The organism is Micromonospora sp. WMMD1120 (assembly GCF_029626235.1).
Lineage (GTDB): Bacteria > Actinomycetota > Actinomycetes > Mycobacteriales > Micromonosporaceae > Micromonospora.
This window is the reverse complement of sequence record NZ_JARUBO010000005.1, coordinates 741,985-766,320: the sequence shown is the minus strand read 5'-3', so window position 1 is coordinate 766,320 and position 24,336 is coordinate 741,985. Positions and strand designations below refer to the sequence as shown.

Below are 24,336 nucleotides of genomic sequence, written 5' to 3'. Positions count from 1 at the left end.
CACGGCGCTGGGCGAGGGTCAGCTCGTGCGGGCGAGCCAACCGACGGGCTGGGCGACGATCCGGCGGACCACCGACCCGGCGGCGCCGACAGCGGCGGCCTCCGCGCCGAGCGTCGACGGACGGACAGTGACCGGGGACCAGGCGGCGGTGAGCACCCGGGCGTCGATCTCGGCGAGCACCGGGGGGCACAGCCACGAGGCGAGCGCCGCGTAGCCGCCGCCGAGCACGACGGTGTCCAGGTCGAGCAGGTTGACGACGCTGGCCACCGCGACGCCGAGCGCCGTTCCGGCGTCGTGCAACGCCCGCAGCGCGTCGGCGTCGCCGGCATCGGCCAACTCGGCCAGCCGGGCGGTGGCGGTGTCGGCGGGCAGCTCCGCCCGCGCCAGCCCGGCGGCGGACACGATGGCCTCCTGACCGGCGTACTGCTCCAGGCAGCCCTGCCCGCCGCAGCGGCACGGCCGGCCCTCGGGATGGACCGGCAGGTGACCGATCTCGCCGCTCCACCCCCGGACGCCACGGAAGAGCGCCCCGTCCAGCACGATGCCGGCGCCGATGCCGACCTCACCGGAGATGTGCAGGAAGCTGGACGGCCCGGGTGGCCGGGAGTGCAGCTCGCCGAGCGCGGCCAGGTTGGCCTCGTTGTCCACCACCAGCGCCGGGACGCCGGGGACCTCCTCGATCAGCGGCGGGTGCTGGGCGAGCACCGCGGGGACGTCCACGTCGCGCCAACCGAGGTTCGGCGCGAGCCGGACCACTCCCGCGTCGTCCACCAGGCCGGGCACCGCCAGCGCCGCCCCGACCACTGTGAGGCCGTGCCGGGCGACGTCGGCCCGGGCTGCTTCGGCCAGCTCGACCAGGTGGGCCAGGGCGTCGGCGGGCACCACCGGGCGCAGGTCGACCCGACGCACCGTACGGTGCCGGACCTGACCGGCCAGGTCCACGACGCAGACCGTCAGATAGTCGACGTTGACCTCCAGGCCGAGCCCTGCCGGCCCCTCGTCGGCGAGGACCAGCCCGCGTGCCGGGCGGCCGGCGCCGGAGCGGGGCGCCGGGTCGGACTCACTGACCAGACGGCCGGCCAGCAGGTCCTCCACCACGGCGGAGACGGTGGCTCTGGTCAGGCCGGTGGCGGTCGCCAGGTCGGCGCGGGACGGAGGTCGACGGGCCGCGGCGATCCGGCCCAGGACCAGGGCGAGATTCAGTTCTCGCAGGCTGTTCTGTCGAACGGCGCCGGCCGGGGCGTGGGTGGGGCTCACCCCTTGACACTGCCATAGGGTGGGCAAATAATTCAATCGCTGAACAAATACCTGACACCATCACCCCGGAGGTAGCTCATGGCACCCCGTCCCACCCCCGCCGACAAGTTCTCCTTCGGGCTCTGGACCGTGGGCTGGCAGGCCCGTGACCCGTTCGGCGACGCCACCCGTCCCGAGCTGGACGCGGTCGAGGCGGTGCACCGGCTCGCCGAGCTCGGCGCGTACGGCATCACGTTCCACGACGACGACCTGATCCCGTTCGGGGCCGACGCCGCGACCCGCGACCAGCACATCGCCCGGTTCCGCAAGGCCCTCGACGAGACCGGGCTGGTGGTGCCGATGGTCACCACCAACCTCTTCACCCACCCGATCTTCAAGGACGGCGGCTTCACCAGCAACGACCGCGACGTCCGTCGCTACGCGCTGCGCAAGGTGCTGCGTCAGGTCGACCTGGCGGCCGAGCTGGGCGCCAGCACCTTCGTGATGTGGGGTGGCCGCGAGGGCTCGGAATACGACCTCGCCAAGGACGTCCGCGCCGCGCTGGACCGTTACCGCGAGGCCGTCAACCTGCTCACCCAGTACTCCGTCGACAAGGGCTACAACCTGCGGTTCGCGCTGGAGCCCAAGCCCAACGAGCCGCGCGGCGACATCCTGCTGCCGACCATCGGGCACGCGCTCGGCTTCATCTCCCAGTTGGAGCACCCGGAGCTGGTCGGCCTCAACCCCGAGGTCGGGCACGAGCAGATGGCCGGGCTCAACTACTCCCACGGCATCGCCCAGGCGCTCTGGCAGGGCAAGCTGTTCCACCTGGACCTCAACGGCCAGCGGGGCATCAAGTACGACCAGGACCTGGTCTTCGGCCACGGTGACCTGATGAACGCGTTCGCCCTGGTGGACCTCCTGGAGAATGGCGGCCCGAACGGCGGGCCGGCCTACGACGGGCCCCGGCACTTCGACTACAAGCCCTCCCGCACCGAGGACATGGACGGCGTCTGGGCCTCCGCGGCGGCCAACATGAGCACCTACCTGCTGCTCAAGGAGCGGGCTGCGGCGTTCCGTGCCGACCCCGAGGTGGTCGAGGCGCTCGCCGCCAGCAAGGTCGGCGACCTGAGCACGCCGACGCTCAACGACGGCGAGGGCTACGAGGAGCTGCTGGCCGACCGCTCCGCGTTCGAGGACGTCGACGTGGACGCGGTGGCCGCCCGGGGCTTCGCCTTCGTCCGGCTCAACCAACTCGCCGTCGAGCACCTGCTCGGCGCTCGCTGAGGCCCGCCGCCATGCCGTTGGTCGCAGGCGTTGACTCGTCCACCCAGTCCTGCAAGGTGGTTGTCCGCGACGCGGAGACCGGGGCCCTGCTGCGGCAGGGTCGGGCACCGCATCCGGATGGCACCGAGGTCGACCCGGAAGCCTGGTGGCAGGCGCTGCGCAGCGCCGCCGACCAGGCCGGCGGATTGGCCGACGTGGCGGCGATCTCCGTCGCCGGCCAGCAGCACGGCATGGTGTGTCTCGACGAGGACGGCCGGGTGGTCCGCCCGGCGCTGCTGTGGAACGACACCCGGTCCGCCGACGCCGCCGCCGACCTCGTCGAGGAGGCCGGCGGCGGCGCGGCCGGCCGTCGGTTCTGGGCCGACGCCACCGGCAGCGTGCCGGTGGCCAGCTTCACCATCACCAAGCTGCGCTGGCTGGCCCGGCACGAGCCGGAGTCGGCTGCCCGGGTGGCCGCCGTCTGCCTGCCGCACGACTGGCTGACCTGGCGGTTGGCCGGCGCGCCGGGGTTGGGCGCGCTGCGCACCGACCGGGGTGACGCCAGCGGCACCGGCTACTGGTCGCCGGCGACCGGCGACTACCGGCTGGACCTGCTGGAGCGGGGCTTCGGCCGGCAGTTGGTGGTGCCCGAGGTGCTCGGCCCGGCGGAGTCGGCCGGGAAGCTGGCCGACGCCCTGGGCGGGCCGGGCGGGGCGTTGCTCGGCGCGGGCACCGGGGACAACGCCGCCGCCGCGCTCGGCGTCGGCGCCGGCCCGGGTGACGTCGTCGTCTCGATCGGCACCTCCGGCACCGTGTTCAGCGTGGCCGACGTGCCGGCCGCAGATGCCAGCGGCGCCGTCGCCGGCTTCGCCGACGCGTCCGGTCGCTTCCTGCCGCTGGTCTGCACGCTCAACGCGGCCCGCGTGCTGGACGCCGCCGCCGCGCTGCTCGGCGTCAGCCTGGACGAGCTGGCCGACCTGGCGCTCTCCGCGCCGGCCGGCGCCGACGGGCTGGTCATGGTGCCCTACCTGGAGGGCGAGCGGACGCCGAACCTGCCGCTCGCCACCGGCGCGGTGCACGGGCTGACGCTGCGCACCTCCACCCCCGCGCACCTCGCCCGGGCGGCAGTGGAGGGCATGCTCTGCGCCCTCGCCGACGGCCTGGACGCGCTGGTCGCGCAGGGCGCCACCGTCCGCCGGGTCATCCTGGTCGGCGGTGGAGCCCGCTCGGCCGCGGTGCGTCGGATCGCCCCGCAGGTCTTCGGCTGCCCGGTGGTCGTCCCACCGCCCGGGGAGTACGTGGCCGACGGCGCCGCCCGGCAGGCCGCCTGGGTCGCCCTGGGTGGCGCCACGCCACCCGACTGGGCGGTCGAGGGCACCGAGGAGTACGCGGCCGAGCCGGTGCCCGCGGTGCGGGAGCGGTACGCCGCCGCGCGGGGGTCGGTTCTCGACCGTCGCTGAGCGTCGGGATCGACGCGGGTGGGTGCCGGTCCACCGTGATCGGCGCCCACCCGCGTGACGATCTCCTCGGCGACGTCTGGTTTGCTGCCGGTCATGACGGTGACCAGTGGCGGGCCCGGCCAGCGCGCGCACGGTCGGGGCGGTGGGCGCGTGCACCGGCTGTACAGCGTCGTGGTGTTCGTGCTGCTCGCCTCGCTGGACAACGTGGCGATCGGGCTGGTCCCGCCGCTGTACGGGCCGATCTCCGACGCGTTCGACGTGCCGGGGCGGCTGCTCGGCGTGGTCACCGCGGTCAGTTTCCTGGTCAGCGCGGCGGCCGCGGTGGGCTGGGCGTACGTCGGCGACCGGACCAACCGCAAGCCGCTGCTGATGGTCGGCACGCTGCTCTGGGCGGCGGGCACCGGCGGCAGCGCCCTCGCCGGTGGCTACCTGACGTTCCTGGTCGCGCAGCTGGTCGCGGCGGTCGGGCTCGGCGCGGTCGGCTCGGTGGGCTTCTCGGTGGTCACCGACCTGATCTCCCCGGCCCGACGCGGGCTGGTGATGAGCTTCTGGGGGCTCTCCCAGGGCGTCGGCACCCTGGCCGGCACACTCGTCGGCGGGTTGCTCGGCGCGGCCGACTGGCGCCGCCCGTTCCTGGTGCTCACCGGCGTCGGCCTGGCCGCCACGGTGGCCTACCTGTTCACGTACGACATCCGGCGTGGTCAGAGCGAGCCGGAGCTGGCCGGCAGGCTCGACGCCGGCGCGGACTACGACTACCGGATCAGCCGCGCCGACCTGCCGCGCATCCTGGGCCGACGGACCAACCGGTGGCTGATCCTGCAGGGCCTGACCGCGCAGGCCGCCTTCGGCTCGCTGGTCTGGCTGCCGGTGCTCTTCGCCGAGCGGGCCGAGGCACAGGGCTACTCCGCGTCGACGGCGGTGGTGGTGGGCAGCGTGTTCGCCACGCTGTTCCAGTTGGGCGGAGTGCTCTCCATCGTTGGTGGGCTGGTGGGTGATGCCCTGCAACGGCGTACGCCCCGGGGGCGCGCCCTGGTCGCCGCCGTCGGCGTCCTCGCCGCGCTGCCGTTCTACCTGGTGCTGTTCTTCGTGCCGGTCACCATCGACGTGCCGGACGGCGCGAGCGGCGGCGCGGTGGTGGGTGCGGTACTGGCCAGCGTCTTCACCGAACCGTCGGTCGGGCTGAGCCTGCTCACCGCCATCGTGGCGCTGGCGCTGACCTCGGCCAACTCGCCGAACTGGTTCGCGCTGATCGCCGACGTCAACCCGCCGGAGCACCGGGGCACCGTCTACAGCCTGGGCAACCTGGTCAACGGTGTCGGCAGGGCGGCCGGCAACGGGCTGGTCGGGGTGGCGTTCCAGGCGCTCCGAACGGCGTTTCCGCCCCCGCTGAACTTCGCCGTCGGCCTGGCCGCGTTCCAACTCTTCTTCATACCCACCGGCGTGATGTACTGGCTCGCCTCGCGCAGCTCGCCGACGGACATCGACCACGTGCACGAGCTGCTGCACGCCCGCGCCGACCGGCTCTGATCACCCGCCGCACCCGCCTGGGTCGCGCTCGCCCCATCGCGTCGGTCGTGCCCGGCGCCGCACCTCAAGGTCGCACTACTTCCACGATGTAGTGGCCTCCCGCCACGCTGAGGCCACCACATCCTGGAAACAGCACGATCTTGAGGCGGCGCGGCGGCGCGAGTGGCGTGGCGGTGCGGGTGAGTCGTTTGCGGCATCAGGTCCACAGCGTGCCCGGCCGACCCGCCCCGACAGCGTCACTCGTCGGGGCGGGCCGGTCGGTGGGGATCAGCCGCGCAGCCAGACCGTCACGTCGGTCGGGACCGCGCCGTCGTCGTCCAGGGCCGCGCTGGCGGCGAGCACCTCGGCGCCGGCCGGCACGGGCACCGGGACGTCGCCGAAGTTCGTCAGCACGGTCAGCTCGCCGTTGCGGAACGTCAGCGCCTCGTCGCCGGAGGAGAGCCACTCCAGGGTGCCGCGACCCAGCCCGTGCGAGCGCCGCAACCGCAGTGCGGTCCGGTACAGCTCGTACGTCGAGCCGGGCACGTCGCGCTGGCGGTCCAGCGCGTACTCCGCCCAGAGCGCGGGCTGCGGCAGCCAGCTCGCGTCGGTCGGTCCGAAACCGTACGACGGGGCGTCGGCCTCCCACGGGATCGGCACCCGGCAGCCGTCCCGACCGCGCTGGGTGTGCCCACTGCGCTCCCACGTCGGGTCCTGCCGGGCCTCGTCGGGCAGCGTGGTGTGCTCGGGCAGCCCCAGTTCCTCGCCCTGGTAGAGGTACGCGGAGCCGGGCAGGGCGAGCATCAGCAGGGTGGCCGCGCGGGCCCGGCGCAGACCGAGGGCGGCGTCCGGCTGCCGGTCACCGATGCCGATGCCGTTGGGTCGACCGCCGCTCACCGGCAGGCCGAGCCGGGAGGCGTGCCGCACCACGTCGTGGTTGGACAGTACCCAGGTGGTCGGCGCGCCGACCGCGTCGGTCGCCTCCAGCGAGCGGGTGATCACGGCGTACTGGGCCGGGGCGGTCCAGGCGGCGAGCAGGTACTCGAAGTTGAACGCCTGGTGCATCTCGTCCCGGCGGACGTACCGGGCCAGTCGCTCGGCCGGCTCGACCCACGCCTCGGCGACCAGCACCCGCTCGCCGGGGTAGCTGTCGAGCACCCGCCGCCACTGCCGGTAGATCTCGTGCACACCCTCCTGGTCCCACATCGGCGGCCGGGGCTTGTCGACCTCGTTGCCGGAGAGGATCTCCTGCGGCTCCTGCCAGTCGGCCAGGTCGGCCTGCTTGATCAGACCGTGCGCCACGTCCACCCGGAAGCCGTCCACGCCCCGGTCCAGCCAGAACCGCAGCACGTCCAGGAACTCGGCGTGCACCTCCGGGTTGTCCCAGTTGAGGTCCGGCTGCCCGGTGTCGAACAGGTGCAGGTACCACTGGCCGGGCCGCCCGTCGGCGTCGACCGTCCGGGTCCAGGCCGGACCGCCGAAGACGCTCTGCCAGTCGTTCGGCGGCTCGTCCCCGGCCGGGCCACGGCCGTCCCGGAAGATGTACCGCGACCGTTCCGGGCTGCCGGGAGCGGCCGGCAGCGCCGCCTGGAACCAGCGGTGCGCCGACGAGGTGTGGTTCGGCACCAGGTCGACGATCACCCGCAGGTCGCGCGAGTGGGCCTCGGCGATCAGCTTGTCCGCGTCGGTGAGGGTCCCGAACAGCGGGTCGATGTCACGGTAGTCGGCCACGTCGTAGCCGGCGTCGGCCTGCGGGGACGGGTAGAAGGGGGAGAGCCAGACCGCGTCCACGCCCAGCTCGACCAGGTGGTCGAGGCGGGCGGTGATGCCGGGAAGGTCACCGATCCCGTCGCCGTCCGAGTCGGCGAACGAACGGGGGTAGATCTGGTAGATGGTCGCCTCGGTCCACCAACCGGTGGCCGGGGGACCGGAGTGCGTCTGCTGCGTCGGATCGGTGTTCAGGGTCTTCTCCCGTGGTGCGCGGTGGTCAGGTTGTCAGTCTGCCCGGGGCGGTGCGGTCGACTCCCGCACCACCAGTCGAGTGGGCAGGATCACCGGGGTGTCGTAGCCGGCGCCCGGTTGCCTGATGATCGGGCCCGGTGTGCGGGCTCCGAGCGGGTTGAGCAGCAGTTGCGCGGCGAGCCGGCCCTGCTCGGCGGCGGGCTGGGCGATGGTGCTGAGCCCCAGCACGCCGGCCAGGTCGTGGTTGTCGATGCCGATCACGCTGACGTCCTGCGGCACCCGCAGGCCGACGTCGCGCAGGGCGGTGATCGCGCCCATCGCCATCTCGTCGCAGGCGGCGACGATCGCGGTCGGTGGTTCGCCGCGGGCCAGCAGCTCCGCGGTGGCCTGGTTGCCGCCGTCGATGGTGAAGCCGGACTCGACGTCCAGGCTCGGGTCGGGTCGCAGACCGGCGGCCCGCAACGCGGCCTGGTAGCCCCGACGCCGGTCGAGGTGGGTGGTGAAGGCCAGTTCGTCGTCCGGGTCGCCGGAGATGTGCGCGATCCGGTGGTGGCCGAGGTCGATCAGGTGCCGGGTGGCGGCCCTCGCCGCCGCCACGTCGTCGATGCGTACGCAGGGCCAGTTGGGCACCCTGCTGCCCGAGCTGATGGTCACTCCGGGTAGGTCCAGGGTGGCCAGCGCGCTCAGGTCCGACCGCCGCAGTGGGGTGGCGACGAGAATCATGGCGTCCACCCGCTTGTGCAGGTTGGCCGTCCGCAGGACCCGCTGGCGGATCTGCTCCCGGCCGCCCAGGTTGTAGAGCAGCAGGTCGTAGCCGGACTGGTGGAGGTACTCCTCGACCGCCTCGACGACGGTGCTGAAGAACCACCGGGTGATCCGGGGGACCACGACGGCGACGGTGCCGGTACGGCCACCGGCCAGTCGGGACGCGCTCGGCGAGACCTCGTAGTCGAGCTGCTGGGCCGCGGCGAGCACCCGGCGCCGGGTGGCGGCCGAGACCGTCGGCAGTCCGCGCAGCGCCCGCGAGACGGTGGCCGTGGACACTCCGGCCAGTCGGGCGACATCATCGATCTTCGTCACGGTTTCCCTCGCTCGGTGCCCGGGTGCCCAACGCGCCCGCCGCCGCCCGAGGGGCCGGGCGGCGGCGGGCGGGGGTCAACCCTTGACGCTGCCGGCGAGCAGACCTCGCACGAAGAAGCGCTGTAGGGACAGGAACACGATGAGGGGTACGACGATCGAGACGAACGCGCCCGCGGTGAGCCGTTGCCACTCGTTGCCCCGGGTGCCGGCCATCTCGGCGAGTCGGACGGTCAGTGGGGCGGTCTCGTCGGTGCCTCCGGCGAAGATCAGCGCGACCAGCAGGTCGTTCCAGACCCAGAGGAACTGGAAGATGGCGAACGCCGCCAGCGCCGGGGTGATCAGCGGCAGCACGATGGTGCGGAAGATCTTCGGGTGGGTGGCCCCGTCGACCCGGGCCGCCTCCATCAGATCGCCCGGCAGTTGCGAGATGAAGTTGTGCAGCAGGAAGACGGCGAACGGAAGCGCGAAGCAGGTGTGCGCGAACCACACCTGGGCGAACTTCTGCTCGTCGACAAGGTCCCAGGCCGGCATCAGTGTGACGCCGCCGAGGGTGACGCCGGTGGAGAAGAACTTCAGCAGCGGCACCAGGGCCATCTGCAACGGCACGATCTGCAACGCGAAGATCGCGATGTAGACCCAGTCCCGGCCGCGGAAGTTGATCCAGGCCAGGGCGTACGCGGCGAGACAGGCGAAGGCCAGCGGGAAGAGCACCGACGGGATGGTGATCGCCAGGGAGTTGATGAAGGACCCGGCGAGCTGCCCGGAGGACGCCGACCGCCCGAACAGGACCTGCTCGTAGTTCTCGAACGTGAACTGCGGGTTGGTGAACGCCGTCCACCAGCCGGTGGTCTTGATCTCGTCCTCCGGTCGGAGGGAGGAGATGAGCAGACCGAAGGTCGGGATGGTCCAGACCACCGCGATGACGACCGAGACGAGCGTCGCGGTGCGGCTGTTCAGCCGCTTGCGGACCCGGCCGGCCGTCGTGGACGGGGTGCCGCCGGTCTTCTGGGTGCCGGCGGCGACGGTGGGCGTTGCAGTGGTCATCTCAGCCCTCCCGCTGCTGACGGAGGTTGCGGATCTGGTAGATCACGACCGGGATGACCAGGATGAAGAGGAAGACCGCGAGCGCGGAGCCCTGCCCGTTCTGGCCGTACCGGAAGGCCTGGTTGTACATCTCGCTGGCGATCACGCTGGTGTCGTAGTTGCCGTTGGTCGAGGTCCGGACGATGTCGAAGACCTTGAGCGTGGCGATGGTGAGCGTCACCATCACGACGATCAGCGCCGGCCGGATGCTCGGCATGGTGATCTGCCAGAACATCTGCCACGGGCTGACCCCGTCGAGCCGGGCGGCCTCGACGATGTCGGCGGGGATCGCCTTGATCGCCGCGGAGAGCACCACCATCGCGAAACCGGCCTGGATCCACACCATGATGACGATCAGCAGGAGCGTGTTGAGCGGTGACTCGAGCAGCCACTGCTTCGGCTCGCCGCCCAGGCTGACGACGATCTGGTTGAGCAGACCGATCTGGTCGCCCTCGCCGCGGTAGGCGTAGACGAACTTCCAGATGATGCTCGCGCCGACGAACGAGATCGCCATCGGCAGGAAGATCAGTGACTTGGCCACCGCCTCGAACCGGGCCTTGTCCACCATAACGGCGTAGATCAGGCCGAACGCGGTCGCCACCAACGGCACCAGCAGGACCCAGACCAGGGTGTTGATCAGGACCCGGAGCATCGCGTCGTCGGAGAACAGGAAGCCGTAGTTGCGCAGCCCCACCCATTCGGTGCTGCTCCCGTTCATCAGGGAGAGCAGCAGGGTACGGATGGCCGGAACGACCAGACCGACGGTGAGCAGCAGCAGCGTCGGCAGCAGGAAGAACAGCGCGAAGAGCCCCTCCCGCTGTCGGGGTCGGCGGGTGAGTGGAGCTCCACTCGTGGAGGCGGCGACGAGCTGCGCCTCCCGTCGCCTGGCGAACCAGGCCGGCACCACGTCGAGCAGCAGGAGCAGACCGCCCACCACCAGCACGAAGGCGACCAGCCCGTACATCAGCATGAGGAGCTTCGGCTGCTCATCGGCGAAGTCGAACTCCATCAACCCTCCCTCTCGGGTCCACGGCGGCCGGTGGCCCGGCCCGCGCACGCGGACCGGGCCACCGCCGGGATCACTTAGGCCAGCTGCTCTCGATGCCCTGGAGCACCGGAGCGGTCTGCTTGCCGTTCAGCCAGTCGACCATGCCCTTCCAGAACGTCCCCGCGCCGACGGCGGCCGGCATGAGGTCGGATCCGTCGAAGCGGAAGGTGCCCGTCTTGTCCTGGAGGATCTGGACGGAGAGCTTGTCGATCGGGCTGGCCACGTTGGCGATGTCCAGCTTGTTGTTCGCCGTGACCCAGTTGCCGAGCTTCGCGCGGCTGTTCACGTACTCGGCGGAGGCGAGGTAGGTCTGCACCGCCTGGACCTCGGGACGGTCGGCGTAGGCGACGACGAACTCGCCCGCGCCCAGCACCGGCTTGCCCTTGGCCGGGTCGATGGTCGGGAAGTAGAAGGCGAACGCGTCGCCGTCCTGGGCCACCTTGGTGCCCTCGGGGAACTGGTTGGCGTAGAACGACGCCTGACGGTGCATCGCACACTTGCCGGTGGTCACCGGCAGGCCCGCCTCCTGGAAGGCGGTGGTGGTGATGCTCTTGACGCCGCCGAAGCCGCCGTTGACGTACTTGTCGTTCTTGAGGATGCTGCCGGCGCGGTCCACCGCGTCGACGATCCTCGGGTCGTTGAACGGGATGCTGTGGGTGGTCCACTGGTCGTAGACCTCGGGACCCTGGGTCCGCAGGATCACGTCCTCGATCCAGTCGGTGGCCGGCCAACCGGTGGCGTCACCGGACTCGACGCCCACGCACCACGGCTTCATGCCGCTGGCGGCGATCTTGTCGCTCAGGGCGATGAGCTGGTCCCAGGTCTGCGGGACCTCCCAGCCCTTCTCCGTGAACGTCTTCGGCGAGTACCAGACGAACGACTTCACGTTGGCGCCGAGCGGCACGCCGTAGAGCGTCCCGTTGACGGTGCCGTACTTCAGCCAGTCGGCCGGCATGTTCTGCTCGGCGAGCGCCTTGGTGTCGGCGCCGAGCTGCTTGAGCTTGCCGGCGTCGGCGAACCGCTTCACCAGGCCCGGCTGGGGCACGAAGGCGATGTCCGGCGCGTTGCCGCCGTCGACGCGGACCGGGAGCTGCGCCTCGAACTCACCGCTGCCCTCGTAGGCGATCTCGATGCCGGTGCAGTCGGTGAACTGCGACCACGACCGCTCCAGCAGGTCGGCCTCGGCGTCACGGATGGACGCGTAGATGGAGACCTTCTTGCCGTCGTTGCCCTCGTACTTCTCGTACGCGGCGCACTCCGCGGAGCCTGCCTTGTCGCTCTTCTTGTCGTTACCGGTGCCACAGGCGGTGGCGCTGAGCGCCAGCCCGAGTGCACCGGCGATCACGAAGGCCTGGCGTGGTCTGGTGAAGACCGCCATGCCGTCCTCCTTCCTAGCCGGCGCGGTCTCTGCTGGTGACCCGTCGCCGGTCCGATTGGGCGTGCACACATGTAAGCGCTTGCATCCGGTTCGGTCCACCCCCTGCCAGACACGAGCGAGTAACAATCCGGAAACCTCGGAGTTGCCTGGTGAGCGCTCTGGCGGGCCGCGCGGGGGACTCTTTCGAAGATTGGCGATATCTGTCAGGCTGTAGCAACCTCATCGAAGGTTTTCGACATAGGAGGAGCTGTATGCGTAAGCGGTGGATGAGCCTGCTGGTGACGGGTCTGCTCGTCGGGGGAACACTGGTGCCGGCGAGTCCGGCACTGGCCGCGCCGACCTTCAAGGTGCCGTTCCCGTGCGGACAGACCTGGTCCGGGCAGACCCGGTCGGACCACAGCCCGGCGTACGCCGTCGACTTCAACCGCACCGACGACCAGGGCGACCCGGTGGTCGCCAGTGCCCCGGGGACCGTCGACCGGGTGACCGACCTCGGCGGCACCAGTTATGGCAAATATGTCCGAATCAACCACGGGGGCGGTTACAGCACGTACTACGCGCACCTCAGCGGCTTCAACGTCTCGGTCGGGCAGACCGTCGGCTACGGCAAGGTGATCGGCTGGGTCGGCAGCACCGGCGGCTCCACCGGCCCGCACCTGCACTACGAGCAGCGCCTCAACGGCGCCGACATCCAGGTCCGCTTCAACGGCACCCTGGCGCTGTACTGGGGCACCAAGAGCTACACCAGCGGCAACGGGTGCTCCTCGGGCAGCGGCAACGGCACCGTCGACACCAGCGGCACGCCACTGACCGTCCGCTCCGGGCCCGGCACCGGGTACGCCTCGGTGGGCACCGTCGCCGACGGCACCCGGGTGACCATCGCGTGCCAGACCAGCGGCACCTCGGTCACCGGCACGTTCGGCACCAGCTCGATCTGGGACCGGATCGGCAGTGGCCGGTACATCGCCGACGCGTACGTCTACACCGGTCACGACGGCTATATCCCGAACGTCCCCCGCTGCTGAGCGGAGGCCGGCGGTGGTTCCCGGTGTGCGGGGCCACCGTCGGTCAGGCGTTCAGCCGCCAGATCGACAGGTTCAGCGCGGCGGCGAAGGTGACCCAGGCCCAGTAGGGCAGCAGCAGCGCCGCCGCGACCCGGGACACCCTGGCGAACAGCACCACGGTGAGCCCGATCGCCAGCCACATCACCACGATCTCGGCGAACGCGAGCCCGTACTGCCCCGCGCCGAAGAAGAGCGGCGTCCAGATCGCGTTGAGGACCAGTTGGGCGGTCCAGGCCCAGAGGGCGGGGGAGAAGCCGACCCGGCGCCACACCAGCCAACCGGCCACCGCGATCAGCGCGTAGAGCAGCGACCAGACCGGGCCGAACAGCCACGAGGGTGGCGCCCAGCCGGGCTGTCGCAGGTTCGCGTACTCCTCGGTGGTGCCCTGCACGCCCAGGCCGCCGATGGCGGCCGCCACGAAGACCGCCGCCGCGAAGCCGGCGAGGGCCCACCAGGTCCGTCGGCCGGTCGCGGCCGGCGCCTCCCGAGATGTCTTCATGGTCGAGATATTTCCGCGGGGGCGGGAACGCAAACCTGGCACGACGAAAGCGCCGGGGCCGCTGCGGCCGGTGCTTCTGTCGGGAGGACGAAGCTCCGGTCGCGGCGACCCCGGCGGGTCCCGGTGCGGTTATGTGGTGCGGAGGTCAATTGAAGATGCTGACGCCACCCGGGCCGACCAACAGCCCGACGACGATGAGGACGATGCCCCACAGGATCTGCCGGCGGAACAGCGCGAGAATGCCGGCGACCACGAGTACGACTGCGAGAATCCAGAGAATCAGCTCCATGGCCGCTGAATACCCGACGAACCGATCGGGGAAACCTGGTCGGTCTCGAGTTGATCGCCCACGTGGAAGACGCTGTACGCCTGCTTGATCACCGGGTGCGCCACGTTGCGGACCCGAACCCCGCCGGGGGTCGTGCCGCGCTCGCTGCCGGCGTGCGCGTGCCCGTGCAGGGCAAGCGCGGTGGGCGCGGAGTCGATCGCCTGACCCAGCTGGTACGAGCCGAGGAAGGGGTAGATCTCCAGTGGCTCGCCGACCAGCGTGTCCGGCACCGGCGCGTAGTGGGTGAGGGCGACGAGCAGGTCGCAGTCCAGCGAACGCAGCGCGGCGCCCAGGCTGTCCGCGCTCTCGGTGGTGGTGCGGACGAAGGACTTCATCTCCGGCTCGCCGAAGTCGCTCGCGCACCGCCCGGCGAACCCGCCGCCGAAGCCCTTGACGCCGGCGATGCCCAGCCGGCCGCCGGCGCAGTCCAGGACGACGCCGTTGCCCTCCAGCACTGTGATGCCCGCGTCCTGGAGCACCTTGACCACCTGCGGCACCTGGTCGCACTGGTGGTCGTGGTTGCCGAGCACCGTCACCACCGGCACCGCCAACCCGCCGAACTCCTCCGCCACGCAGCGCGCCTCGGCCTCGGTGCCGTGCCGGGTCAGGTCCCCGGCCAGCAGCAGCACGTCGGCGCACTCCGGCAGCTCCTCCAACGCCGGCCGGAACCGCCCGACCACGTCCTGGTCCAGATGCACGTCGCCCACGGCGGCGATCCGGATCACCATGAAACCTCCCTCAGGGCAGTTGCTCGATCTCCGTGGGCGCCTGGACGCGGATCACCCCGATATCGCTGGTGATCGGCACGTCCGGGAAACGTTCGGCCACCCGACGCAGGATCTCCTCCCGTCGGTGCGGGCTCTCCACCTCGCCGTACAGCACGAGGGTGCTCTCCCGGCGGACCACTGTGATCCCCTGCTCGGCCACGGCCGGGTCCTCGGCGAGCAGCCGCTGGATCTCGGCCTCGACGTACTCGTCCGGCGGCGCGGTGTCGATGTCGCGATCGTGGGTCACGATGTCCCCTCTCCTGGCTGGGTGCCGGCTACCGACACCACCTCCAGCCGGTCCAGCAGCACCAGGAACGCCTCGGCGTACGGCGAGTGCTGCGTCTCCTTGCGTACCCGTTCCCAGTCGATCTGCTCCCGCAGTGACCGGGCCAGCGGCAGGCCACGGGCGAAGTCGCAGTAGTGCTGGGAGAAGCTGAGCAGTTTGTGCACCATCAGCTGGGTGGCGGAGAGCACCGGCATGTGGATCGCGTCCACCGGCCGGATGACGGTGTCGGCGAACGTCTCCTCGGTCACCGGGGTCTCGATCGGGCGGTGGATCAGGTCGACCATCCGGCCGTCGTCGAAGACCTTCACCAGCCAGTCCTCCGGCGGCCGCTCGGCGACGAAGCCGGCCGCCACCAGCGCCTCCAACGCCGGCTCGACGTCCACCTCCCGGATCAGGAAGTCGACGTCGTGCTCGCTGGAGTGGCCGCCGTGGGCGTACACGGCGAAGCTGCCGCCCAGGGCGAACGGGATCTCGGACTGCTTGAGCACGGCGGCGACCTTTTTCAGGGTGTGCACCAGACTCTCGTCCCCGCGCTCAGCCATCTGGATCTCCCGTCGTCGTATCGGTGGACCGGCGGTTGGGTTTCGAACTCCGGTACCCGGCATTCCGGTCGGCCACACCTCCCGGCGTCGCGGTCGGGTGCCAACCGGAATCAAGGCCCACAAATCGGACAGGGGGTATGCGGCGTTCGGATAACCTGTGGAGGGTGGCCAGATCATCGGGGATGCGACGACGGAGGGCCCGGTTGCGCACCGTCGCCCTGATCGGCATCGACGGTTCAGGCAAGACCACCCAGGCGCACCGGCTGGCCGACGCGCTGAACGCCGCCGGACGCCCCGCCACCTACCGCCGCAACGCCAGCGGGCGACGCTGGCTCGGCCGGATCGCCCGCCGACTGGGCCGGCCGGACGCGCAACGACTCGTCGGGCGCGACGGCGTCCTCGCCGTGGAGTCGGTGCTGCGCTGGCTCGCCATCGCCCTCGCGCTGGTCAGTTGCCTGATCACCGGACGGACAGCGGTCATGGACCGGTACTCGGCCTGCCAGTACGCGAGCATCAGGGCGCACGGCGGGCAACGGTGGGAGCGGCTCGCCAGGGCCGGTTACCGACTGTTCCCGACACCGCAGGTGACGTTCCTGCTCTCCGTCGACCCCGCCGAGGCGTACCGGCGGATCGAGGAACGCGGCACCGACCACGAGACGATGAGCTGGCTGACGGCGGCGGACACCGCCTACCGGACGCTTCCCGAGTACCCGACCTTCGTGCTGGTGGACGCGGGCCGCCCGGCCGAGGAGGTGACCGAGCAGATCCAGTCCCACCTGGTGGGCTGGCTGCCGTCGCCGAGCGGCGGCGACGACGTCGGCCCGTTGGTGGCTCAGGCCCGCCCGTAGACCGGAACGGTGGCGCCGCTGGTCGGCGCGGAGTCCGCCGACGCGAGGAACCGGACCACCGGGGCGATCTCCTCCGGGGTCACCCAGCGGGAGTGGTCGGCGTCGGGCTGGGCCGCCCGGTTCGCCGGGGTGTCGATGACGCTGGGCAGCACTGTGTTGCAGCGCACGTTCCGGGACCGGTACTCGACGGCCACCGCGTTGGCGAACGCCAGCACCGCCGCCTTGGCCGCCACGTAGCCGGCCGCGCCGGGAAACGGGGCCAGCGCCGCCCGGGACGAGACACAGACCACAGCGCCACCGCCGGCCGCCACCAGGTGTGGCAGCGCCGCCTGGGTGACCAGGTAGGTCGGCCGGAGGTTGACGGTGAACATCCGCTCGAACTCCTCGACCGGCGTCTCGTGCACCAGCCCGCCGCCGGCGTACCCCCCGACCAGATTGACCACCGCCCGCAGCGGCGCGGCCGGCTCGCCGGCGGCGACGTCGACCGCCCGCGCGGCGCCCGACGGCTCGGCCAGGTCCGCGACCACCCGGACCAGGTCGTCCGCCGCCGGCCCCGACCCGGGCCGGGCCGTTCGCTGCGGTACGACCACCCGCCACCCCGCCCCGGCGAAGGCGCCAACCACCGCCCCGCCCAAACCGCCTGACCCCCCGGTAACCAGAACGCTGCTCTCTCCCACCCCCGGACTCTCCCCGTTGATCATGAAGTTGTTGCCGAGACACGCCGTGCCGAGTGGCAACAACTTCATGATCACGGTCTGCTGTCGGCTAAGCCCTGGGGTTGTTCGGGGATGCGGGGTGCAGGATCGGCGGATGCGGATTCTCATTCTCGGTGGCACCCAGTTCTTCGGCCGGGCGTTGGCCCGGCTCGCCGTCGCCCAGGGCCACGAGGTGACCTGCGCCGCCCGGGGCGTGTCCGGCGTCGCGCCGGCCGGGGTCCGGTTCGTGCCGGTGGACCGGGACGACCCCGACGCGCTCCGCCCGCTCGCCGACACGGGATTCGACGCCGTCGTGGACGTGACCCGCCAGATCAATCACGCCCGCCACGCGCTCGCCGTGCTCGCCGACCGGGTTGCCCACTGGTCCTTCGTGTCCACCATCTCGGTCTACGCCGACCACGCCACCCCGGGTCTCTCCACGTCGAACACGCCGCTGTTGCCGCCCGCCGCGCCGGACGTGGACGGGCCGGGCCCGGACTTCAGCGGGTACGGCGAGTGCAAGGTCAGCATCGAGGAGATGGTGCGGGACCGGGTCGGGGAGGATCGCTCGTTCATCTGTCGCGCCGGGTTGCTCGTCGGCCCGGAGGACTCCAGCGGCCGCTTCCCGTACTGGGTGCGGCGGTTGGCGGCCGGTGGCGAGGTGCTGGCTCCAGGAGCGCCGACCGATCGGGTGCAGTTCGTGGACGCCGAGGATCTGGCCGGTTGGCTGCTGCACGCCGCCGCCGTCCGGCTCGGTGGCACGTACGACGGCACCGGGCCGACGATGTCGCGGGCGGAGATGCTGGCCGGGGTGGCCGCCGGCCTGGGTGTGGCCGAGCCGCTGCTCACCTGGGTCGACCAGGACTTCCTCACGGCGCACGACGTCCGCGAGTGGTGGGGCGAGCGGGCCCTGCCGCTCTGGGTGCGCCTGCCGGAGTCCGCCGGTCTGATGGACCGCGACGTCTCCGCCGCCGTGGCCGCCGGGCTGGTCATCCGTCCGTTGCCCGACACCGTTCGGGCGACCGCGTCCTGGATGACAGCGCACCCGGACGCCGTCCGGCAGGGTGGACTCGACCCGGCGGATGAGGCGGAGATCCTGCGGAAGTGGCACGCTGTGCGGGACCGGTGATCCCGGCGCCGACACTTTCCCCCACCTCGGACAGTCATGGTTGACGCTCACGCTTGGTGAAAGTAAGTTTCACCCGTGGCGAAGAGTCCGAAGATTTCTGCGAGCAATGAGCCCGGTGGGCTGATCGTCCACATCAGCGGGCTCCTGCCGTCGCTGTCTCCCGCGGAGCAGCGGGTTGCCCGGCTGGTCGTCTCCGATCCGGCCGCCGCCGCCCGACGCACGATCACGGACCTCGCCACCGCAGCGGAGACGTCCGAGGCGACAGTCATCCGTTTCTGCCGCTCGGTGGGCATGGACGGGTACCCCCAGCTGCGCATCCGCCTCGCCGCCGAGGCCGCCCGCCGGGTCGAGCCGCCGGACGCCCGGGTGGTCGGCGGCGACATCCCGCCCGGCGCCGATCTCGCCCAGATCATCGCCACGATCGCGTTCAACGACGCCCGCGCGGTCGAGGAAACCGCCGAACAACTCGACCCGGCCGTGTGCGAGCAGGTGGTCGAGGCGATCAGCGGCGCCGGACGGATCGACATCTACGGCGCCGGCGCCAGCGGGTTCGTCGCCTCCGACTTCCAGCAGAAGCTGCACCGCATCGGCCGGATCGCCTTCTACTTCCCCGACGTGCACACCGCGCTGACCTCGGCCGCCCTGCTGGGCCGGGGCGACGTGGCGATCGGCATCTCGCACACCGGCACCACCTCGGACGTGATCGAGGTGTTGGAGCAGGCGCGTACGCGCGGCGCCGCCACCGTGGCGCTGACCAACTTCCCCCGCTCGCCCATCGCCGAGGTGGCCGACTTCGTGCTGACCACGGCCGCCCGGGAAACCACCTACCGATCGGGCGCGACGGCCAGCCGACTGGCCCAGCTCACCGTCGTCGACTGCCTCTTCGTCGGGGTGGCCGCCCGCAACCGGGCCCGGGCCCGCAAGGCCCTCGAGGCGACCGCCGAGGCCGTCCAGTCGCACCGGGTGGGTGCGAACCGGAGGCGGGCATGACGGCGGGTGCGGACCTGCCCGCACCGCCCACCCGCCCGACCGTCCGGGTCGGCGCCCCCACCGAACGGCGTAACCCGCTCAGCGTCGACCTCGACCTGATGTCGACGCGGGACGTGCTCACCGTGATCAACGAGGCGGACCGGCGGGTGCCGGCGGCCGTCGCCGCGGTGCTCGACGAGATCGCCACGACCGTCGACCTGGCGGTCGCGGCCCTGCGCGGCGGCCACCGGGTGCACTACTTCGGCGCGGGCACCTCCGGCCGGCTGGGCGTGCTCGACGCGGCCGAGTTGGCCCCCACCTTCAACTCGCCCCGGCACTGGTTCTGCGCCCACCTGGCCGGCGGGCCGGACGCCATGTGGCGCGCCGTGGAGGACGCCGAGGACGACGATCGGGGAGGCGCGGTCGAGGCGGCCGGTTGCGTACGCGCCGGGGACCTGGTGGTCGGCCTGGCGGCCAGCGGACGCACGCCGTACGTCCTCGGGGCGCTCGCCGCGGCCCGCGCCACGGACGCCTCCACGGTGCTGCTGTGCGCCAATCCGGAGGCCGAGGCCGCCCGGTCGGTCGACGTGTTCATCGGGGTGGACACCGGACCCGAGGTGGTCACCGGGTCGACGCGGATGAAGGCGGGCACCGCGCAGAAGTTGGTGCTCAACACGTTCTCGACAGCCGTCATGGTGCGCCTGGGTCGGGTCTACTCGAACCTCATGATCGACATGGTCGCCACCAACGCCAAACTCCGCGGCCGAATGATCTCGATTCTGGTCGAGGCCACCGGCTGCTCCGAGGAGGTCTCCCGGCAGGCTCTCGCGCAGGCCGACGGCGACCTGAAGACCGCCCTGGTCTCACTCGTCTCGGGCGCCGAGATCGACGCCGCCCGGGCCGCGTTGGCGCGCTCGGCCGACCAGGTCCGCGGCGCGCTCGCACTGCTGGCTCACTAGGGCCGCTCGCCCCGGGAAGCGAATCAGCCTCCGGATTGTTCATTCGGCCGGGGGGTAATAACACCCTCGTGGATGAACCGACCGCTTCCCGGGTGCGTATCTGGCAGTGACCAGAATCGCAGCCGGGTGGTGACCCGGGTCGCTGTGCCCCCACGGCGGGCGGTGTTGCCATGGTGCGGTAACCCGTACGTGGTGCCCAGTGGCGAGCCACCCGGCGGGATGCTGACAGCAAACATGGACCGTGCTCTCAGCTACTACTCAGGCATTCGTGACACTTTCGACTCACGACATGGAATCCCCGACACGTCTCATCTGTTGTGTAGGTGTCAGCACCGATGGGCACAGCAGAAGTTACCAGGGGCTGACGGCGTGGGGAATGGCAAGGAACCGGGCAACCGGCGCGAGCGAGGGGACCGTGGGCAACGTGGACAAGAACATCGGCATGCGAACCGACGAGGTTGCCGAGGAGCGCGACCTGGTCGGCGTCTACCTGCACGAGATCTCCCGGACGCCACTGCTGGACGCCGCCAAGGAGGTTGACCTCTCCAAGGCGATCGAGGCCGGCCTCTACGCCGAGCACCTGCTCGGTGAGGACGCCGTCCCCACCGGTGTGGACCGGGCCGACCTGGAGTGGCTGGTCGTCGAGGGGGAACGGGCGAAGGATCTCTTCATCCGTGCCAACCTCCGGCTGGTCGTCTCGATCGCCCGACGCTACGTCCGCTCGGGCATGCCCATGCTGGATCTGATCCAGGAGGGCAACACCGGCCTGGTCCGGGCGGTCGAGAAGTTCGACTACGAGCGTGGCTACAAGTTCTCCACCTACGCCACCTGGTGGATCCGCCAGGCGATCAGCCGGGCGATCGCCCAGCAGGAGCGCACCGTCCGACTGCCGGTGCACCTGGTGGAGGACGTCAACCGGATGCGCAACGTGGCCCGCCAGTTGACCCGCGAGCTGGGCAGCGACCCGGAGCCGGAGCAGATCGCCGCGGCCCTCGGCGTCACCGTCGAGCGGGTCAACGAGCTGCGCCGCTGGTCGCAGGACACCGTCTCGCTGGACACCCCGGTGGGCGACGACGGCGACACCAACCTCGGCGACCTGGTCGCCGACAGTGACGCGCCGTCGCCGGAGGACATCGTCCTGAGCGGCCTGGAGCGGCAGCGGATCGAGGGTCTGCTCAACCACCTCGACGACCGGTCCGCCGGCATCATGCGGGCCCGCTACGGGCTGGAGGACGGCCGGGAGCACTCGCTCACCGAGGTCGCGTCCCGGTTCTCGCTGTCTCGCGAGCGGATCCGCCAGCTCGAGATCCAGGCTCTCGGCCGGCTGCGTGAGCTGGCTCGGGCCGAGGGGTTGCAGGCGGCCTGACCTGGTAGTAATGACGGCGAACGGCCGGCGTCCGATAGGGGGACGCCGGCCGTTCGCCGTTTCCGGTGGTGGCTAGCGGACCCGACCGTAGCCCTGGATGGGCATCATGTTCATGCCGCGCTTGAGCACGTTGCGACCGGCGCTGGGCGCGTCGATCACCTGGCCGTTGCCCACGTAGAGGGCGACGTGCCCGAGCCCGCTGTAGAAGACGAGGTCGCCGGGGCTCAGGTCGCTCCTACCGATGTGCGCCACCGCGCTCCACTGCATCCGCGTGTTGTGCGGTAGCGACTTTCCGGCCGCCCGCCACGCCGCCGAGGTCAACCCGGAGCAGTCGTAGCCGTTCGGCCCGTCGCTCGCCCACTGGTACGGCTTGCCCAGCGCGCCGAACGCGTAGCGCACCGCCGTGCCGGCCGCGCCGGCCACCGCTGGCACGTTCTTCGCCTCGGCGGCCGCCACCTTCGGCTCGGGTCGCTCGGTGGCGGCCCCGTACGCCTGCCGGCGCAGCTCGTACAGCCTGGCCAGGTCCTGTTCGATCCGCTTCTTGCCCGCCGCGAGCTCTCGGGCCTGCGCGGCCTGCCGGGCCAGGGTGGCTTCCAGGCGGGTCTTCTCGTCGAGCAGCCGCTGCTGGTCAGCGGTGAAGCCGGAGATGCGCTCCTGTCGCTGCCGGGTCAGCTGTTCGAGTGCGCCGAGCCGGTCCAGCAGCGCCGACGAACCGCCGGGCCGCAGCAGGGCGTCCGCGGTACGCAGGCCGCCGCTCTTGTACGCGGTGGTGGCCAACTCGGCCACGTCGGCCCGGCTCTGCTCGACCTGTTGTTCCAGGGGACCGATGCGGGTCTGTAATCGGCCCGCCGCGGCCTCGTTCGCCTTGATCTCCTCACGGAGCTTGTTGTACGACTCGACGACCCGCTCCAGCTCGGCCGAGGAGGTCTCGATCCGCTGGGTCAGCTCGGCGGGGGACGGTTCGGCGTGAGCTGCCGCCGTCGGGGCGATCAGCGCGGCCGACATGCCGGCCAGCGCCATGGTGCGCAGCAGGTTTCTCAGGGATGACAAGAGCGGAGGGCCCCCTCTCCCACGGCCGCCGGAGCTGCTGATGCCCCGGGCGGCACCGGCCGGGGCCATCCGGGCGGACGGCACTGGGCCGGACCGGCTCGCCCAACCTAACCCGGGACGGCTGTCGTCCGCAGTTGAAGCAGGGGCGGAAGTGCGGAGAGTCGCCCGGCGTGTCGCTCGGTGCCGGTGGCGTCACAGTGACTGGTAACACGTACGGTGCTGGCACTTTCACGTCTTTGATGAAGGCTTGACGGATATACGACTTTCGTCGTTCCGGGCGCATGCCGCCGGATAGCTGCTCGCCATAACCGACAAAACCCGAAATGGAAGCCGTTTCTTGCCGATGTCGCCTGAGCCACGAGGTGTCGCGGATCGGCAAAAGCACAGGTCGACTGGTGCTGCGGCAACACAATGAGGACGAAGCCGGGAATCCCGTCGACCGGTAGCGATGCCGGTCGACGGTGGTTCCGCTCGGCCAACCCGTCTCCCGCGGGAGGAACCGTGGATCGTGAAGGCGCGAAGACGCGACCGCCGCGAACGGTGCCGGGTGCCCGGACGACCCTGCTGTACGCGCGGCCCGGCATCATCGTGACCGTCGACCGGTTCACCGTCGGGTCGACCAGCTACCGGGTCGCCGACCTGACCCACCTGCGCACCACCCGGGGTCCCCACGACCGGATCGCCGTCCGGGCCGTCGTCCTCACCGCCAGCATGCTCGGCGGTGTCGCGCTGCTGCTCGGCTTCAGCGGTGGCCTGCAACACCTCACCGCCGGGGCGTACCTCATCCTCGGCGCGGTCTTCCTGCTCCCGGCCGCCCTCGCGGTGGTGGGCGACCGCTGGCGTCCACCACCGCACGAGCTGTGGGGCTGGCACCAGGGGACCGAGACGTTGTTGTTCACCGCCGACGACGAACGGCAGTTCGGCCAGGTCACCCGTGCGCTGCTGCGCGCCCGCGAGGTCAACCGCTACGGCGGGTGGACGGACCCGCTCGCCTCGGCCGAACCGTGGCGACCCAACCGCTGATCAGTGGGCGACCGGCTCCGGTGCCCGTTCCTGCCGCGGCGCGGCCACCCAGGCGCTGACCCGGCGCTCGGCGTAGAAGGAGACGAACGGGACGGTGCCGGCGAGCATCACCAGCAGCATCCGCTTCAGCGGCCAGTCGGCACGGCGGCTCAGGTCGAATGCGGCCACCAGGTAGATCATGTAGAGGAAACCGTGGGCCGGGCCCACCGTCTCGACAACGACCGGGTTGTCGAACGCGTACTTGAGCGGCATGCCGATCACGACCAGCAGGATCAGCACCACGCCCACGATCCAGGCGATCACGCGGTACCGGGTAAGGGCAGCGCCCACCTTCGTCCGTCCTTCCGAGCCCGGCTCAGCCGGGATAGTCACCGGGCCGGGCGCCCGGATTGGCGTTCAACCATGACAGGTAGCGGTTGTAGGCGGCCAGGTCGGTGTCCTCGACGACGTCGTCGGCGACCCGCGCCCTCGAGACCCGTACCGGTCGGCGGACCGCCGGCCGGGACCCGGCGTCGACGGTGGGCGCCGGCTCGACGGTCGGGGCCGGCGACGGTGTCTCGGGCTCCACCGGTCTGCGTCGGGCGAGCTTCACCTCGCGCCACCAGACGTAGACCACGAAGCCGGCGAAGATCGGCCACTCGACCGCGTACCCCCAGCTCAGGCTGTTGCCGGCCGCGGCCCGGCTGACCTGCCACCAACCCAGGCCGAGGAAGCCCACGACCAGCACGACCATGGCCACGTGACGCGCGATCCACGCCGGGGTCCAGAGCCGCCTCATGGCACCGAGGGTAC

Annotated in this window: 25 protein-coding genes; 10 read left to right on the top strand and 15 right to left on the bottom strand. The window is 71.4% G+C overall.

The window, feature by feature from the left end:
* Positions 1–18: 18 nt before the first annotated feature.
* Complete coding sequence (locus O7634_RS03725) at positions 19–1,257, bottom strand: ROK family transcriptional regulator (RefSeq protein WP_278148766.1); 1,239 nt, start codon at positions 1,255–1,257, stop codon at positions 19–21.
* 78 nt (positions 1,258–1,335) lie between these two features.
* Here O7634_RS03725 and xylA point away from each other — a divergent pair, with 78 nt between their 5' ends.
* The 3 genes from xylA to O7634_RS03710 all read left to right on the top strand — a co-directional run bounded on the left by xylA (position 1,336) and on the right by O7634_RS03710 (position 5,489).
* Complete coding sequence (xylA, locus tag O7634_RS03720; protein WP_278148765.1) at positions 1,336–2,523, top strand: xylose isomerase; 1,188 nt, start codon at positions 1,336–1,338, stop codon at positions 2,521–2,523.
* An 11-nt stretch (positions 2,524–2,534) separates the two neighbouring features.
* Positions 2,535–3,962: a xylulokinase gene (gene xylB, locus O7634_RS03715; protein ID WP_278148764.1), complete on the top strand. Its 1,428-nt coding sequence runs from the start codon at positions 2,535–2,537 to the stop codon at positions 3,960–3,962.
* Between the two features lie 93 nt (positions 3,963–4,055).
* Positions 4,056–5,489 carry an MFS transporter gene (locus O7634_RS03710; RefSeq protein WP_278148763.1) on the top strand — a complete coding sequence of 478 codons (1,434 nt, stop codon included), beginning with the start codon at positions 4,056–4,058 and terminating at the stop codon, positions 5,487–5,489.
* Between the two features lie 267 nt (positions 5,490–5,756).
* Here the strand turns inward: O7634_RS03710 and O7634_RS03705 are convergent, their stop codons facing one another.
* The 5 genes from O7634_RS03705 to O7634_RS03685 form a co-directional block, all read right to left on the bottom strand.
* On the bottom strand, positions 5,757–7,430 hold the full coding sequence (locus O7634_RS03705) for a glycoside hydrolase family 13 protein (RefSeq protein ID WP_278153860.1): 1,674 nt from the start codon (positions 7,428–7,430) through the stop codon (positions 5,757–5,759).
* A 33-nt stretch (positions 7,431–7,463) separates the two neighbouring features.
* On the bottom strand, positions 7,464–8,510 hold the full coding sequence (locus tag O7634_RS03700) for a LacI family DNA-binding transcriptional regulator (RefSeq protein ID WP_278148762.1): 1,047 nt from the start codon (positions 8,508–8,510) through the stop codon (positions 7,464–7,466).
* Between the two features lie 75 nt (positions 8,511–8,585).
* Complete coding sequence (locus O7634_RS03695; protein ID WP_278148761.1) at positions 8,586–9,554, bottom strand: carbohydrate ABC transporter permease; 969 nt, start codon at positions 9,552–9,554, stop codon at positions 8,586–8,588.
* A 1-nt stretch (position 9,555) separates the two neighbouring features.
* Positions 9,556–10,602 carry a sugar ABC transporter permease gene (locus tag O7634_RS03690; protein ID WP_278148760.1) on the bottom strand — a complete coding sequence of 349 codons (1,047 nt, stop codon included), beginning with the start codon at positions 10,600–10,602 and terminating at the stop codon, positions 9,556–9,558.
* A 70-nt stretch (positions 10,603–10,672) separates the two neighbouring features.
* The gene (locus O7634_RS03685) at positions 10,673–12,019 is read right to left on the bottom strand and encodes an ABC transporter substrate-binding protein (protein WP_278148759.1); all 1,347 of its coding nucleotides are present in this window, start codon (positions 12,017–12,019) and stop codon (positions 10,673–10,675) included.
* Between the two features lie 251 nt (positions 12,020–12,270).
* Here O7634_RS03685 and O7634_RS03680 point away from each other — a divergent pair, with 251 nt between their 5' ends.
* Positions 12,271–13,044 carry a peptidoglycan DD-metalloendopeptidase family protein gene (locus O7634_RS03680; protein ID WP_278148758.1) on the top strand — a complete coding sequence of 258 codons (774 nt, stop codon included), beginning with the start codon at positions 12,271–12,273 and terminating at the stop codon, positions 13,042–13,044.
* A gap of 43 nt (positions 13,045–13,087) precedes the next feature.
* On the opposite strand, the gene O7634_RS03675 is transcribed toward O7634_RS03680, so the two are convergent.
* The 5 genes from O7634_RS03675 to O7634_RS03655 form a co-directional block, all read right to left on the bottom strand.
* Entirely contained in the window at positions 13,088–13,582 is a 495-nt protein-coding gene (locus tag O7634_RS03675) for a TspO/MBR family protein (RefSeq protein ID WP_278148757.1), read from the bottom strand.
* A 145-nt stretch (positions 13,583–13,727) separates the two neighbouring features.
* Positions 13,728–13,871, bottom strand: a complete 144-nt coding sequence (locus O7634_RS03670) for a GPGG-motif small membrane protein (protein ID WP_007464364.1) — start codon at positions 13,869–13,871, stop codon at positions 13,728–13,730.
* Entirely contained in the window at positions 13,862–14,638 is a 777-nt protein-coding gene (locus tag O7634_RS03665) for a metallophosphoesterase (RefSeq protein WP_278148756.1), read from the bottom strand. The genes O7634_RS03670 and O7634_RS03665 overlap by 10 nt, the downstream gene beginning before the upstream one ends.
* A gap of 10 nt (positions 14,639–14,648) precedes the next feature.
* On the bottom strand, positions 14,649–14,924 hold the full coding sequence (locus tag O7634_RS03660) for a hypothetical protein (protein ID WP_278148755.1): 276 nt from the start codon (positions 14,922–14,924) through the stop codon (positions 14,649–14,651).
* On the bottom strand, positions 14,921–15,505 hold the full coding sequence (locus O7634_RS03655) for a nucleotidyltransferase (RefSeq protein ID WP_278148754.1): 585 nt from the start codon (positions 15,503–15,505) through the stop codon (positions 14,921–14,923). The genes O7634_RS03660 and O7634_RS03655 overlap by 4 nt, the downstream gene beginning before the upstream one ends.
* A 164-nt stretch (positions 15,506–15,669) precedes the next feature.
* Here O7634_RS03655 and O7634_RS03650 point away from each other — a divergent pair, with 164 nt between their 5' ends.
* Positions 15,670–16,353: a thymidylate kinase gene (locus O7634_RS03650; RefSeq protein ID WP_278148753.1), complete on the top strand. Its 684-nt coding sequence runs from the start codon at positions 15,670–15,672 to the stop codon at positions 16,351–16,353.
* Here O7634_RS03650 and O7634_RS03645 read toward each other — a convergent pair.
* The gene (locus O7634_RS03645) at positions 16,338–17,030 is read right to left on the bottom strand and encodes an SDR family NAD(P)-dependent oxidoreductase (RefSeq protein WP_278153859.1); all 693 of its coding nucleotides are present in this window, start codon (positions 17,028–17,030) and stop codon (positions 16,338–16,340) included. The genes O7634_RS03650 and O7634_RS03645 overlap by 16 nt on opposite strands.
* Positions 17,031–17,163: 133 nt before the next feature.
* On the opposite strand from O7634_RS03645, the gene O7634_RS03640 reads away from it, so the two are divergent.
* The 4 genes from O7634_RS03640 (at position 17,164) to O7634_RS03625 (ending at position 21,471) form a co-directional block, all read left to right on the top strand.
* Positions 17,164–18,177 (top strand): NAD-dependent epimerase/dehydratase family protein, encoded by a 1,014-nt coding sequence (locus O7634_RS03640; RefSeq protein ID WP_278148752.1) that lies wholly within the window; start codon positions 17,164–17,166, stop codon positions 18,175–18,177.
* 75 nt (positions 18,178–18,252) lie between these two features.
* Positions 18,253–19,167 carry a MurR/RpiR family transcriptional regulator gene (locus tag O7634_RS03635; protein ID WP_278148751.1) on the top strand — a complete coding sequence of 305 codons (915 nt, stop codon included), beginning with the start codon at positions 18,253–18,255 and terminating at the stop codon, positions 19,165–19,167.
* Positions 19,164–20,105, top strand: a complete 942-nt coding sequence (murQ, locus tag O7634_RS03630; RefSeq protein ID WP_278148750.1) for an N-acetylmuramic acid 6-phosphate etherase — start codon at positions 19,164–19,166, stop codon at positions 20,103–20,105. Before O7634_RS03635 ends, murQ begins: the two co-directional genes overlap by 4 nt.
* A 376-nt stretch (positions 20,106–20,481) precedes the next feature.
* On the top strand, positions 20,482–21,471 hold the full coding sequence (locus tag O7634_RS03625; protein ID WP_278148749.1) for a sigma-70 family RNA polymerase sigma factor: 990 nt from the start codon (positions 20,482–20,484) through the stop codon (positions 21,469–21,471).
* Between the two features lie 72 nt (positions 21,472–21,543).
* Here the strand turns inward: O7634_RS03625 and O7634_RS03620 are convergent, their stop codons facing one another.
* Entirely contained in the window at positions 21,544–22,521 is a 978-nt protein-coding gene (locus O7634_RS03620) for an NlpC/P60 family protein (protein ID WP_278148748.1), read from the bottom strand.
* 501 nt (positions 22,522–23,022) lie between these two features.
* Here O7634_RS03620 and O7634_RS03615 point away from each other — a divergent pair.
* Positions 23,023–23,544: a DUF6232 family protein gene (locus tag O7634_RS03615; RefSeq protein WP_278148747.1), complete on the top strand. Its 522-nt coding sequence runs from the start codon at positions 23,023–23,025 to the stop codon at positions 23,542–23,544.
* Here the strand turns inward: O7634_RS03615 and O7634_RS03610 are convergent, their stop codons facing one another.
* Both O7634_RS03610 and O7634_RS03605 read right to left on the bottom strand, forming a co-directional pair.
* The gene (locus tag O7634_RS03610) at positions 23,545–23,874 is read right to left on the bottom strand and encodes a DUF3817 domain-containing protein (RefSeq protein WP_278148746.1); all 330 of its coding nucleotides are present in this window, start codon (positions 23,872–23,874) and stop codon (positions 23,545–23,547) included.
* A 25-nt stretch (positions 23,875–23,899) separates the two neighbouring features.
* Positions 23,900–24,322, bottom strand: coding sequence for a hypothetical protein (locus O7634_RS03605; RefSeq protein WP_278148745.1), 423 nt, complete (start codon positions 24,320–24,322; stop codon positions 23,900–23,902).
* Positions 24,323–24,336 lie beyond the last annotated feature (14 nt).